This is a genomic window from Moorena sp. SIO4A1 (assembly GCF_010672065.1).
In the GTDB taxonomy this organism is placed as follows: domain Bacteria; phylum Cyanobacteriota; class Cyanobacteriia; order Cyanobacteriales; family Coleofasciculaceae; genus Moorena.
In genome coordinates, this window is the sequence record NZ_JAAHHX010000027.1 from 1 (window position 1) to 13,012 (window position 13,012).

General features: G+C 41.7%; 12 protein-coding genes. All 12 read right to left on the reverse strand.

Annotated features, from left to right (window positions below; translation table 11 throughout):
• Nucleotides 1–102: 102 nt before the first annotated feature.
• The 12 genes from F6K53_RS18730 to F6K53_RS18785 all read right to left on the reverse strand — a co-directional run bounded on the left by F6K53_RS18730 (nucleotide 103) and on the right by F6K53_RS18785 (nucleotide 12,755).
• Nucleotides 103–618, reverse strand: coding sequence for a glutathione S-transferase family protein (locus F6K53_RS18730; protein WP_293022575.1), 516 nt, complete (start codon nucleotides 616–618; stop codon nucleotides 103–105).
• A gap of 83 nt (nucleotides 619–701) precedes the next feature.
• Complete coding sequence (locus tag F6K53_RS18735; RefSeq protein ID WP_365939982.1) at nucleotides 702–2,585, reverse strand: aspartate kinase; 1,884 nt, start codon at nucleotides 2,583–2,585, stop codon at nucleotides 702–704.
• 340 nt (nucleotides 2,586–2,925) lie between these two features.
• Entirely contained in the window at nucleotides 2,926–3,756 is an 831-nt protein-coding gene (locus F6K53_RS18740; protein ID WP_293022577.1) for a DUF3050 domain-containing protein, read from the reverse strand.
• 238 nt (nucleotides 3,757–3,994) lie between these two features.
• The gene (locus F6K53_RS18745) at nucleotides 3,995–5,197 is read right to left on the reverse strand and encodes a 4-hydroxybenzoate 3-monooxygenase (protein ID WP_293070522.1); all 1,203 of its coding nucleotides are present in this window, start codon (nucleotides 5,195–5,197) and stop codon (nucleotides 3,995–3,997) included.
• Nucleotides 5,198–5,402: 205 nt separating this feature from the next.
• Nucleotides 5,403–5,852 (reverse strand): carboxymuconolactone decarboxylase family protein, encoded by a 450-nt coding sequence (locus F6K53_RS18750; protein ID WP_293022581.1) that lies wholly within the window; start codon nucleotides 5,850–5,852, stop codon nucleotides 5,403–5,405.
• Between the two features lie 330 nt (nucleotides 5,853–6,182).
• Nucleotides 6,183–6,986, reverse strand: a complete 804-nt coding sequence (locus tag F6K53_RS18755) for an FMN-dependent NADH-azoreductase (protein ID WP_293022584.1) — start codon at nucleotides 6,984–6,986, stop codon at nucleotides 6,183–6,185.
• 218 nt (nucleotides 6,987–7,204) lie between these two features.
• Nucleotides 7,205–8,224 carry a methyltransferase gene (locus tag F6K53_RS18760; protein ID WP_293022587.1) on the reverse strand — a complete coding sequence of 340 codons (1,020 nt, stop codon included), beginning with the start codon at nucleotides 8,222–8,224 and terminating at the stop codon, nucleotides 7,205–7,207.
• Between the two features lie 57 nt (nucleotides 8,225–8,281).
• Entirely contained in the window at nucleotides 8,282–9,979 is a 1,698-nt protein-coding gene (locus F6K53_RS18765) for a class I adenylate-forming enzyme family protein (RefSeq protein WP_293022590.1), read from the reverse strand.
• A gap of 87 nt (nucleotides 9,980–10,066) precedes the next feature.
• Nucleotides 10,067–10,333 (reverse strand): hypothetical protein, encoded by a 267-nt coding sequence (locus F6K53_RS18770; protein ID WP_293022592.1) that lies wholly within the window; start codon nucleotides 10,331–10,333, stop codon nucleotides 10,067–10,069.
• A 130-nt stretch (nucleotides 10,334–10,463) separates the two neighbouring features.
• Nucleotides 10,464–11,576, reverse strand: a complete 1,113-nt coding sequence (locus F6K53_RS18775) for a 3-dehydroquinate synthase II family protein (protein ID WP_293070519.1) — start codon at nucleotides 11,574–11,576, stop codon at nucleotides 10,464–10,466.
• Nucleotides 11,576–12,364 carry a 2-amino-3,7-dideoxy-D-threo-hept-6-ulosonate synthase gene (locus tag F6K53_RS18780; RefSeq protein WP_293081659.1) on the reverse strand — a complete coding sequence of 263 codons (789 nt, stop codon included), beginning with the start codon at nucleotides 12,362–12,364 and terminating at the stop codon, nucleotides 11,576–11,578. Before F6K53_RS18780 ends, F6K53_RS18775 begins: the two co-directional genes overlap by 1 nt.
• A 238-nt stretch (nucleotides 12,365–12,602) precedes the next feature.
• On the reverse strand, nucleotides 12,603–12,755 hold the full coding sequence (locus F6K53_RS18785; protein WP_293041116.1) for a hypothetical protein: 153 nt from the start codon (nucleotides 12,753–12,755) through the stop codon (nucleotides 12,603–12,605).
• Nucleotides 12,756–13,012: the final 257 nt, after the last annotated feature.

Sequence of the window (13,012 nt, forward strand, 5' to 3'; positions counted from 1 at the left end):
CTTGGCATTGTTAACTGACTGTGTCCTACATCTTAAGTGTACTCTAGCGCTAGCAAAATGTCAATGTCGGTTTTATACAGTTAAATACTGTTTTATACCTATTTATTGGGGTTTAGTTGCGGGACTAACATAGGGGAAGCAAGCAATATCAGCAATTGTGGGGTGACCCAGTTCCAGCCATTCCCGATCACTGAGGTGGTTGTCGAGCAGTGTCAGGATAGTTTCCGACTTTTGTGTTGCTACCTCGATGTTAACGGTTTGTACATTAAACTTGTAATAAAGTCTAGCAAACTCTGGACCCTGACGAATCTCTCCTGCAGTTGTAGATAACCAGCGCACCACTCGACTCATAGCTTCAGGCTCCAAAGGCAGCCAGTCTTCGCTACCATAGCGCCGTGCTAGATATACTAAAATAGCTTGGGCATCCTGAAAGATTAAATCTCCATCGGTGAGAACTGGCACTTGTCCAAAGGAATTCAATTCCAGAAACTCTGGAGATTTGTGTTGACCATTGTCCAGATCAACCCAGACAGTCTCGTGTTCTAACCCAAGTAGTGACAGCATTAGCCGCACTTTGTAGCAATTGCCAGATAGCTGGTAATCATAAAGTTTGATCATGATTTTATTCTCCTGATTTTTGCCTAATTTTTGTCAGTATTCAGCCGTCAGCTTTAATTGTGCCGGATTTATTAGCCTACTTATTAGCCTGCGTAGCTCGGCTTTGCTGGTGTAGCCAAACCCTTGAGGGTTTGGGCATAGTTTTTAAGCACCGGGATGCTCCCCTTATGCACCGCATTTAAAGCCTTAACTCCTTCTTCTTGAGCAACCACACAACTAATTTTAGTGTCCGAACTTGTAATCATCTGAATAGTTATTTGCTGTTGTGCTAATGCCTCAAAAAACTGAGCCACAACCCCTGGTTGTGCCACCATACCACCCCCAACTAGACTAACTTTAGCGATTTCTGTATCCACTAGAATTTCCCCACAACCAATACTTAGTGCTAACGCTTTTAAAGCCATGGATGCTGCTTCAGCATCAGCTTGAGCCACCGTAAACGCAATATCACAGCTGGGGATATCATTAAAGCTATGACAGCGTTGAGACTGAATAATCATATCAACACTAATATTTTCTTGTGCCAGTCGTCCAAAGACTTTTGCTGCCATTCCCGCTTGATCTCTGACATGGCGAATTGTGATACAAGCTTGGTTGAGATCAACCACAGCACCGCATACTGGGGATGGGCTTGAACCGGTAGAAAACTCCTGAATTGAATCAGCTCCGAGCACTACAGAACGATCAATTTCAAAAGCCTGACACAAAGCAGCAACAGCGCGATCGCATACCTCAGCATTAATCACACAGGTGATCTTCAACTCAGAGGTAGAAATCATCTCAATATTAACTCCCGCCTCTGCTAGAGTAGAAAACATTTTAGCTGCAACCCCAGGACGTCCAATCATACCAGTTCCAGTAATTGCCACTGTTGCCATATTCTGCTCTACCATCATTTCTACCTCTTGTGACCCTTGCCAAGGATCCCTGTATAAAGCAGAAGTAATCAACTCTTTGAGTTTAGTTTCACTTGCTGCAGCTCCTAAAGTCTCACCTTGTTCAAAACCTCTGTTCACTACGGTCAACGCAATATCTTTACCATCGTCCTCCTGAATTGACTGAATCATCAGATTAACATCGAGATTGTCACGAGCAATTTCATCAAATAACCCTGCCGCTACCCCTAAACGATCCCGCCCTTGCCATCGGGCTACTTTTACTTGATTTGTCTCCAATTCCACTCCATATACTGCCTTGTTAATTTCCAACCCTTTCAGAGAACGAGGTTTAGGCATCGGAGAAATTATCCTAGTTCCTGGTGCATTGTTCCAGCTTGAACGTACAACCAAAGGTACCCCATAATTACGAGCAATCTCTACCGCCCTAGGATGTAGCACCTTTGCCCCTAAACTCGCTAACTCTAGCATTTCATCACAAGTAATTTCTGGGATTAATTGTGCCTCTGGTACAATCCGAGGATCAGTTGTAAAAATGCCTGGAACATCAGTATAAATTTCGCACAAATTTGCTTTTAAGGCAGCCCCTAACGCCACAGCTGATATATCTGAACCGCCACGTCCTAGAGTAGTAATTTCAAAGTTATCACCACTGCTCATACCCTGAAATCCAGCTACAACTACCACTGTTCCTTGATTAAGATAGTGCTGAATTCGCTTTGGCTGAATTTCCCAAATCCTGGCACGACCGTGTTCAGCATCAGTGATAATTCCTACTTGTGCCCCAGTTAAAGAAATAGCCGGTTGTCCCAATTCCTGCAATGCCATACTCAGCAAAGCAATTGATACTTGTTCTCCAGTAGACAGAAGCATATCCATCTCCCGAGCACTGGGATTAGTCGAGACTGCCTTCGATAAACTGAGCAAGTCATCAGTGGTTTTACCCATCGCCGAAACCACTACCACCACAGTATTATTATTTTGGACTGTTTGCTTCACCCGCCGGGCAACTGCTTTAATTCTTTCAACTGATCCAACCGACGTACCACCATACTTTTGGATGATTAGCATGATCTAGCCTCATATAAAGTATTAATTTTAAATTGATTTAAATAAAAAAAAATTTTTTTTTATTGCTTTAGTAATGGCTAATATAATGATTTACTAGGAAAATAGTATTACTATAAACAAGTAACAGTAAACTTCGGACAAGGGAACAGTATGAAAGAGCTATTGAGCCCTATAATAACCTGAGTTCGATGACCCTTCCCTGTTCCGAAGTTCCCTGTTAACTATGGCGGTTTGCATAACTATTAGGTACACAGGATTGTTTTCCCTGTTCCCTGTTCCCTGTTCCCTGTTCCCTAAAAACCCAGAACTTTGTACCTAACAGCAATTGCAAACCGCCTTATTACATCTCAAGCAGCGCTATATCATTCTCTTTGTTGAGCTGAATCAACTCAGCTACACCATCCCATAGAGCATAGCGTGCTTTGAGAGCATTCTCAGCAGAGTTGAAAGCTTGCTCCCACTTTACAGGATCATCACCACAAAGATTTTTTAAGAGTTTTTTCCCCATCGGAACATGTTGATCCTCATCCAGAAAATTATGCCTGTCTAGATAGAGACGCAAAGAATCCCAAGTAAATCCATAAAGACTATCTAAAGTAGCAATAACCTGTCTGAACATAGCAGGAATGATATCTTCTCGACCTAGTAGAAAAGCTGCAGCTACTTCATGGGTTGACTTAGTCGTAGTTTCCAAGGTTAATTTCACAAACGTTTTGGTTAATTCAGGTATCGAAATAGAGGCTAGACTTTGCTCAGATGGAATACCTTTTCTAAGAGAATATATAAACGTTTTAATTGGATTAGTATCAGCCCCAATCTCTGTCATCGCCACCATATATAGATCATAGTGACTGATGTAATTTCCTGGTGAGACTTCATCAGTCTCTTCAGCTAAAACAATCTCATTGACCATCCTGGCAGAATTAATATCTGTCGGTGGCACCCAAGGTACATCCAAGCAAGTGACTCGGTGTTGAAGAGTCTTAATCAGAGACATGAAATCCCAAACAGCAAACACGTGAGACTCCATAAATATCTGTAGAGATACCAAATCATCTAACTGTTGGTAAAGCGGGTGATTGATCAGATCCATACGGCTTGGTTTAAGTTTTTCTTCCAGCTGAGTGTAATAGTCGAAACTCTTATAATTTTGCATTTCGATAATCTTCATGATTGGTCTCCTTAATAACCTGTAGTTTTTTTTTAATCGGGTGAGGCACAAACTCCTCGCTTTTAGGGAGCAGGGAGCAGGAAACAGGGAACAGAGAAGAGAGAAGAGGGAATAGCGAGGCAATTGCATCAAGACAGGAAAAAAATTCTGTATACCTCTCAGATAGGGCTCCTCAATGAATTGTGAGAATTTTGTTACCTACTCCCTACTCCCTACTCCCTACTCCCTACTCCCTTTGCTAAATAATACCGACATAGTTTCTGGCAAAATCCCTAGCAAATGTCACCGATGTAGACAATTGCTTCAATTTCGATTCACTCAACTTATTGAAGAAACGGACATTGTCTACATCCTTGTCTTCAGACTTATGCAGCATATGCAACATCGAACAAGAGAATTCTTGAGCACGCCAAATATAGGGCAAACGAATTTCCGAGTAGCGTTTTAGGTAAGAAATATCCCGTTTTTCCTGGTAGTAACTTACCAATACTTCTCCGAGAACACCCGCATCCTGTACCGCCAGATTTAAACCTTTCCCACCGCAAGGTGTAATAATGTGACCCGCATCACCAGCTATCAATAACCGTTGGTACTGTAACGGCTCCATAACATAACTGCGCATGGATAAAATCCGCTTGTCAAAGATTTCCCCTTCTTTCAAGGTCCATCCCTTTTTCGCCAGACGCTTGGCCAAGGTACTCCAGATGCGTTGATCAGGCCAATTTGTAACCTCATCATGGAGTGGAACTTGTAAATAGTAACGAGAAATCTTGCTATTGCGCGGCATGTGAGCTCCAAAGCCATCATGATGCAAGCCATAGATGACATGTTTTGCAGAAGGTGGTGCGTAAGCTAAAATTGCCAGCCAGCCGTAGGGATGCTGTTTTGTGTAGATGTCTACCGCTCCGTCTGGAATTGATTGGCGCGAGATTCCATGATAGCCATCACACCCTGCTACAAAATCAGCATGAATCGTGATGGTGGTGTCACCATCTTTATCGTAACACTCAACAATGACGCCGTCATCGGTTTGAGTAATTTTTTTCCCCTCATGGCGTAACAATAACTTACCACCTGCATCCAGATATCTTTGAATCAGATCGTCATTGAGATCGCTTTGGGGATAAATGTAATGGACATCCCCATCAGCTAACTTGCCGTAATCAAAGACAACGCTGTAATCAGGGTAACGAAATTCACAGGTATCATGGGTATAGCCATTTTGGAGAATTGTATCCGCTAGACCATGTTTTTTGAGTAGGTCAACTGTGGTGCTTTCCAGCACACCGGCCCGCGCCTTCGTATATATTTCTTCGCGGTTGTATCTATCCGCAATGATACAATCAATCCCATTTTGTAGCAGGATATTACCAACTACAATCCCAGCTGGACCTGAACCTAAAATACAAACTGATGTTTTCAATGCTGTACTATTAGTCATGGTTTAAGCTACCTCTTTAGTTAGATTTGAATAACAAGAAAGCACATTTTATTGACAAACAGCCTCTGTAAGCAGTCAGCAGTCAGCAGTCAGCCGTCAGCCGTCAGCGGTCAGCTTAAAATAAACTTATTTGGCTGATAGCTAATAGCTGATAGCTGTTCGCGTAGCGTGCGCGTAGCGCATTAGCTGATAGCTTACACACCCTCTAATAGGCACCTGGAATCATTTTTGTAGTAATAGCAATACGATTCCAACCATTTATCGTGACAATAGCCATCAAAATTTTAGCGATTTCAGTTTCTGAAAAATAGCGACTTACCTCTTCATAAACTGAATTCGGTACCTGATTCTCTGAAATCAGAGTTACTGCTTCAGTTAGCTCTAATACAGCCCGCTCTTCTGGACTAAAAAACGGCGCTTCTTGCCAAGCATTTAGGGCATAAATTCGTTGTTCTGTTTCTCCATTACTTCTGGCTTCTTTTGTATGCATATCGATACAAAACGCACATTTATTCAGTTGAGAAGCACGAATTTTTATCAACTTTATCAGTGTTTTATCTAACCCACTTTTATTCACATATTTTTCCAAATAATTCATGGCTAGATAAGCTGCTGGTTCAACTTTATTTAGTTCCAATCTTGTTTCCATTTCCATACCTAAATTGGTTGGTAAACTTACAAAAGTTGACGTTTTAATTGATTAAGCTAATACAGCGGTTTGCAATTCAATTAGGTGCAAATTTATGGGTTTTTAGGGAGCAGGGAGCAGGGAGCAGGGAGCAGGTAAGAGGTAAGAGGTAAGAGGGAAAACAATCTTGTCTACCTGATAGTTATACAAACCGCCATATCCATTTAAATTTCAGTCCGATCCACTTCTGAAAAAGCCGGTCTACCCTCTCCCCATCTCCCCATCTCCCCATCTCCCCATCTCCCCATCTCCCCATCTCCCCATCAGCCGACCTTTACAATTTAAATGCGTGAGACCTTACCAGGTTTCTACTGCTTTCTCAAGCTCAGCACGGGCATTGGCCAAAGATTGCTGACGGGCTTCTTCCCCTAAATCTAGTTTCTCGGCATGAATAAACGTGATATCTGTAATGCCAAGTACTCCAAATATAGCCCGTAAAAAAGGTTCCTGATAATCGTAATCAGCAATAGGGCTTCCTGGAGAGAAAGTACCGGCACGAGCTGTAAAAATTAGCATTTTCTTTCCCTTAGGAACTAAGCCCCGATATTGACCAGGTTCGTCAAAGGTAAAGGTGCGATTAAATCGAAAAATTTGATCGATATATGCTTTGAAGGTAGATGGAACATTGAAGTTGTACATGGGAATGCCAAAAACATAGCGATCGGCTGCTAAAAATTCATCCACCAAAGTATCTGATACTTTAATTGCCTCTACTAATTCAGTAGTGCGTTTTTCGGGAGGACAAAATGCTGCAGCAATCCACTTTTCATCAACATGGGGCACAGGATTATGACCTAAATCTCGATAGCTGACAGTGTCGTCTGGATAGAAAGACTTCCAAGTTTGAATAAACCGATTAGACAATTGCCGAGAAATAGAGCGATCGCCACGGGGACTCGCATCAATGTGAAGAATATGCGTCATCTTAAGTTGAAGGTTGTTTGCCTGTTTGATTGGAGGTTGAAGGTTGAAGGTTGAAGGTTGAAGGTTGAAGGTTGAAGGTTGGAGGTTGAAGGTTGAAGGTTGGAGGTTGAAGGTTGGAGGTTGGAGGTTGAAGGTTGAAGGTTGAAGGTTGTTCGCGTAGCGTGGCCGAAAGGCCAAGGTTCAGAATATAACCTTTAACCTGGTAACCTAGTAACCTGTAACCTGTAAACTCTAACCTGATCAGCTGATAACCTGATAACCTGCTAACCTGCTAACCTGCTAACCTGTAACCTGATAACCTGCTAACCTGCTAACCTTCAACCTGATAACCTGCTAACCTTCAACCTGATAACCTTAAACCTGCTAACCTGCTAACCTGCTAACCTGTAATTGGATTATTTGATGCCTACTGCCATTGAGTAAGCTCCTACAAGAGGTTTAGTGTAAGTGTCTTTGAATCCTACTTTGTCCATCCAAGCACAGCAGTCTGCTCCTGTATAGTCGAAACCCCCAAAGGTCTCGATCAGCATATTTAGGCTCATGAGTAACCCAAACTTGTTCTGGCAGCGCTCATCGTCGATTAGTGCGTCGTAAACAATCAATGCACCACCGGTCGGGAGTGCTTCGTAGGCTTTGGCAATTAACAGGTGCTTTTGTTCTAGATTCCAGTCATGGAGGATTTGTCCCATCACCAAAACATCAGCACTAGGCAGCATATCCTGGAAAAAGTCACCACCATGGAAGTGTAATCGCTGGCTAAGTCCTCTGGAAGCAACATATTCCTCGTAAATTGGGCGAACCACTGGCAAGTCGAACCCACCTCCTTGTAAATGATGGTGACTTAGGGCAACGGTTACTGGTAACTGCCCTTGAGCGGTACCGATATCGATAAAAGTCTGGAAGTTCTCCCAGGGAAATTTTTCAGCGATCGCCTTAGCTACTCCCATACTGACCCCAGACATTGCTTCCAGAAAGAGTTTTAGGCGGGCAGGGTCCCTGTAAAGGGTGCCGAAAAAGTCTTCTCCATTTTTGGCTTCATTCTGGGGTTGACCGCTCCGTAACCCTTCTGTTAATGAACCCCAAAATTGATAGAGACGGTTGTTGTACATCTCTAGGTAACCACCGATATAGGAAGGCTTGGAGCGGTCAAGAAACAAATCACTTTCAGGAGTGTTACTGTAACCGTTATCAGAAAATTCTAACACTTTTAAGGCAACTAGTGCATCCAAAAAATCTCGCGCACTACGGGGATGAAGTGCTAGTTTTTCAGTCAATTCAGCAGCAGTCATAGAACTCTGAGCCAGTTCAGTAAATACTCCCAGTTCCACTGCACTTAAGAATGTCTTAGATGCCGAGAAAGCAAACCCCAATTCCAGTAGTTTGTCCGGTACCAGCTGTTTAGTAACCGCTTCCATTGACTAGTCTCCTTCTAGTTTATTTTAGTAAAAAATGTTCAGTGAATTATAAAAAATCTAAGACCTAACTGGAACTTTAGTTAGCTGTGCATAAGCAAAATCATAAAGCCCTTTACTATCTAAGTTATGCTCAGCACAAATTAGGATATCCTGATATTGCTCGCGAAGCTTCCTTTTCAGGACTTTTCCTGTTGAACCGACAGGAAGATTACTAACAATTTCTAAGAAAGACAATGGTTCCAAATTGTTATACAATAGCTGATGATTGATAGCAGTAATCAGAGCTGATGCTTTAATACTTTCTTGTGCTTTCAGCTTGATAAAAGCCACCAAACCATCGAAGCCTTTTTCCTTAGGAACCCCAATTATTGTACAATCAGCAACAGCTGAGTTGTTCTTCAAAATTAATTCCTCGATGGGTAACGTATTGACTAAGCCCCTAGCGCACTGAATAGCATCAACGGAACGATCCACGTGAAAAAATTTATTATCCTGATCATAATAAGCCAAATCCCCACTAATCCAGTACCCTTGTTTATAACTTTTGAGGGTGCGGTTAGAATCATTCCAATAGCCTGGTGTAATAGTTGGAGATTTAATACCCAGGAAACCTACCTGATAGGGTGGCAGTAGATTTCCCTCCTCATCTAATACTACAGCTTTTACAAAACTGCGTGGCTTACCCATATATCGATTATACAAGCTTGTCTGGCGACTAGAGACTTTATTAAACAAAGCCATGCCGAGTTCTGAAGCACCTAGACCATCAATAAAGACTGATTTAGAATTCCCGGCATTTACCAGAGTCCTGATATGAGCTTCATGGGCAGCATCTCCCGTATTAATCCACATTTTTACAGAACTCAATTGGTCTTTTTCTAAAGCCTGGGAAGCCATGTCGGCATAGGTTTGTGGAAAAGCTGCTACTATAGTCGGTTTAAGTTTTTTAGCTTGAGTAATAGCATTATTACCAGATAAATCCGACAAAACCATAGTGGGTAACCCCAGTAAGGTTACTGTCATAAAGTAGCTAATTCCCGCTGAATGTGAACTAGGTAAGGCAAACAAAAACTTATCGGATTGACTAGCTGGGAAATTTAGCAGCCGAATTCGTTTGCCAAAGAAAAACTGTTGATGCCCAAATATCACTGGCTTAGGCTTTCCAGTAGTACCAGAGGAATGACAGATCATAATTGGATGAGAATCTGTAGGAGAATATGGATACCACTGGGGAAGCTCTATCTCTGAGCTTTGAACAGCTGTATTGTTGACATCTGTGGCAATAAACTTTAATGAGTCATTAGTTTTGACGTAGCCACTAATACTATCGAGGTGCTTCTGATCAGAATATAAACCAATGGCACCAACACGCCTGATAAAGTCAGCAGCAATATCAGGATCCATACGACCGTTTACCAAAACTGGAATAGCACCGAGGTTGTTTAGTGCTAAGTAATGGATAAAGTAACCGATTCCATCGTCTAAATAGATAGCAACAGGATCATTCTCACGAATACCAGATTTCCTGTACCAAGAGGCATAGTTATCAACAACATCTTTTAAGGAAGATAAACTAAAACTGTTGATCGTCTCTCCTGTGAATGTTTTAAAAGGTTTTTCTAAAAACAAAAAATCATTGTTTCGATAATGGTTATTAGTAACAGAGTAATGGAGGAAGTTACCACATCCTAATTTCTTAGACAGGAATAACTTAATTCTTTCGTACAATGGCAAAATAGTTGGGTTAATGTTCATGAGCTTAAATCCAAAGTCGTGTCGAAATATAATTTATAATACCTAACAGATAATGTAATGCCGATAATGCCGATTATTTTTGAAAATTTAAATCAAATTTGCAAGTTCACTATCAGACAAAATAATCTCACCATAATCGGGAATCCAAGCTAGCCAGGTATTCTCAGATTGCCGACATAAAATAAGAGCTTCTTCACAATGAATCGAGTTAGGGATATCAGGGGCTTTAACCCAAACTTGAGAGTAGGATTCTCCCTCAAGGTTACTTGAGTTATTGTCTCTAAAACTTAAGGTCGATTCACTCTGCCTATTTTGGTTTTGCTTATAGTCATTTAAGCTAAGTAATGTACTCATTCTTAAATCCCCTCTTACTTGCTAATACATGTTGATTGTTTCCAAGGAAGTGATATCGTGTCCGGTTGTGGGCGATAGTGTTATTTGTCGTTGTTTCTTTGGTAATCGATACTCCCGGACATGATATTATTTACTTTTCCAGACAAGACTCTTTTACTGGAAGCCCAACATGCCGTCCACTAGGCGCAGTATGACCAAGCAGCTTATCGCCAGGCTTCAATTCTGTGACATTCAGGACTTTACCACCAGGTCCAAGAACTCTTACATGCCAATCGTCTTGAACAATCACATTTACCGGAATTCCCGATTGAGACACTGCATCGATACTGAGTAGGGGACGAACTTCTATCTTCATCCTGCCTACAACTATTTCTCGTGCCTTGCCATCACAATTTACCCCTAATACTTTGTGTCCTGAACTCAGCTCACTAAGATAATTAGTTTGACTAACACTAGACACTAAATAAGAATGTATAGCACCAGCATTGACTCGGAAAGGACGAGTTGGCATGTAGGGCAGTGGATGGGTCTCGCTGCTAACTAAAATCATTCCTTGGGAATAAGAACCAATGAGTATACCTTCATCTTTGGCAAAGTTAGAACAAGTATCTACACAAGCCCGCTCTCCCATGCCAATATGGGAAATTTTTGTTACTTCAAGTTCTTCCAGTGAAACTTCCAAATTGTTGGCCTTACGACACAGCTGCCCAAGCTCCCTGGCATCGATAATCCCGTTAGGGGTTAGCATGACTCCATGTGACCCTTTTTCTAAGACCCCCAGGACAATTTCTGCTTCCTCAATATCTTTGACAACGGTAATTATTTGCCCATCCGTGTTGTCTGCTGAGGCTAAAACAATCTCTAGAGGAATTTTTGTGGGGTCTTTAAAATAGATGACAGCCCATTTTTCTTGTCTAGCGATCTTACAAGCAGTTTGTAAGGTTTCGTCATCGGTCACATGAACAAAAAATCCTATTTCTGCTTTAGATTTGTACGTTTCTGGTTGAGTAGTTATTTCAGAATACCAGGAATGATCAAACAGTACTATTTCGGCTTTATCGATACATCCTTCTGCTTCTTCTGGGCTGTCTACAAAAGCAATGCGAGAGATAGAGTCATGACAATCCATGACTGGACTTGATGAATCAACCACCACTCCATTGATATCAGAATTTAGAGATCCACACAGCGCTTTATAGTCAACATCATTAAAGCTTCTGAGGTCTAACCAAGATAATTTCATTACGCTACCTCCTTGATAGTAAACTGATAGGGATTAGTGATAACTTTGGCAATTTCTTGAGAAATGAATGAGGGATTACTGTGTTGAAATATATTTCTACCAACAGCAACGCCTTTACCGCCAGCCCTGATGGCATCTTTGATCATCGATAAGATCGAGCTATCTGAATTGCTCTTTGCTCCTCCGGCAACGATAACAGGGATGTCAACGGCATGAACAATTTGTCTGAAAGATTGAACATCGCCAGTATAGTTGACCTTGACAATATCTGCTCCTAGCTCCCAGGCCAATCGGGTTGAGTGAGCGATCGCATCTGCATCGTACTCATTTTGAATCTTCTCTCCTCGTGCATAAACCATTGCTAGCAATGGCATACCCCATTGATGACAGGCTGCTGAGATTTGGCTGAAATCTTTGAGCATACGATATTCATCGTTGGCCCCAAGATTAACGTGAATTGAAACTCCATCTGCACCAAGCTTAATGGCTTGTTCAACACTACTGACTAGATGTTTGGAAGATGGATCGGGAGATAGGTTAGTTGACCCAGAAAGATGCAAAATTAACGATATATCTTTCTGAATTAAACCTGGATGGATTGCCCGAGCTATCCCTTGATGAGCAACAATTGCACTAATGGTTTTCTCCGGTAACGATCTGATGAATTGATGAACTTTTGCCAGACCACTAACCGGACCCAGTGTAAACCCATGGTCAATTGGGACTATAAAATAGTTGTCTAATCCTTTGAGAATTCTTGCCAAACGATAATTTTTACCAAGAGACATAACAGACTCCTTTTGACTCGATTACATGATGTGGTGTTTTCCAAAATCTTAGATTCCTATCGAACTAAGTGTTGGAAAACTAACTTTTAGTGTTTCATGGCACTTAGCTCAATCTCGATATTTCTATCGTGCCTGACACTCACAAACCGAAAGTCTCAGTTTTTGCCTCAGTTTTTGTCTTAGTAACTGGAACTAAAGTGAGTTATCTGGTTTTTTTTAGAGTAATCTCAGGAATTTCTTAGATTTCCCTCAGGTTGAACTCAACAGGATAACTGATATAGCAAAGGGCACTTCGGATCAGGGAGTCGGGAGTTGGGAGTCGGGAGTCGGGAGTCGGGAGTCGGGAGTCGGGAGTCGGGAACTGTAGCTTTACAACCAGTTCTGCTAGCATAGAATTTAAACAGGTTTGTCTCAGTTTTTGTCTCAGTGGTTTCAGTTATGCTGTGTTTCTGAGATTTTTCTCATTTTTACCTCAGATTCCCTCTTAGTTAACCTTCCCTAACTAATTCCATAACTTTCCATAACATTTATACATTGCGCGGCTTTTTGGTCACCCATAGATTAAAGATTTAGGTATAGTGATGGCTGGATTAGGGATGGTGCCATAGCGATCGACCCCATGGATTGGGGGTTAAGCAAAGCAAGATA

Bases quoted from the DNA above. Each gene is read 5' to 3' on its own strand.
- F6K53_RS18785 (WP_293041116.1), bottom strand. From the start codon at position 12,755: ATGCTAGCAGAACTGGTTGTAAAGCTACAGTTCCCGACTCCCGACTCC.
- F6K53_RS18765 (WP_293022590.1), bottom strand. From the start codon at position 9,979: ATGAACATTAACCCAACTATTTTGCCATTGTACGAAAGAATTAAGTTA.
- F6K53_RS18770 (WP_293022592.1), bottom strand. From the start codon at position 10,333: ATGAGTACATTACTTAGCTTAAATGACTATAAGCAAAACCAAAATAGG.
- F6K53_RS18750 (WP_293022581.1), bottom strand. From the start codon at position 5,852: ATGGAAATGGAAACAAGATTGGAACTAAATAAAGTTGAACCAGCAGCT.
- F6K53_RS18745 (WP_293070522.1), bottom strand. From the start codon at position 5,197: ATGACTAATAGTACAGCATTGAAAACATCAGTTTGTATTTTAGGTTCA.
- F6K53_RS18760 (WP_293022587.1), bottom strand. From the start codon at position 8,224: ATGGAAGCGGTTACTAAACAGCTGGTACCGGACAAACTACTGGAATTG.
- F6K53_RS18730 (WP_293022575.1), bottom strand. From the start codon at position 618: ATGATCAAACTTTATGATTACCAGCTATCTGGCAATTGCTACAAAGTG.
- F6K53_RS18775 (WP_293070519.1), bottom strand. From the start codon at position 11,576: ATGAAATTATCTTGGTTAGACCTCAGAAGCTTTAATGATGTTGACTAT.
- F6K53_RS18735 (WP_365939982.1), bottom strand. From the start codon at position 2,585: ATGCTAATCATCCAAAAGTATGGTGGTACGTCGGTTGGATCAGTTGAA.
- F6K53_RS18780 (WP_293081659.1), bottom strand. From the start codon at position 12,364: ATGTCTCTTGGTAAAAATTATCGTTTGGCAAGAATTCTCAAAGGATTA.
- F6K53_RS18740 (WP_293022577.1), bottom strand. From the start codon at position 3,756: ATGAAGATTATCGAAATGCAAAATTATAAGAGTTTCGACTATTACACT.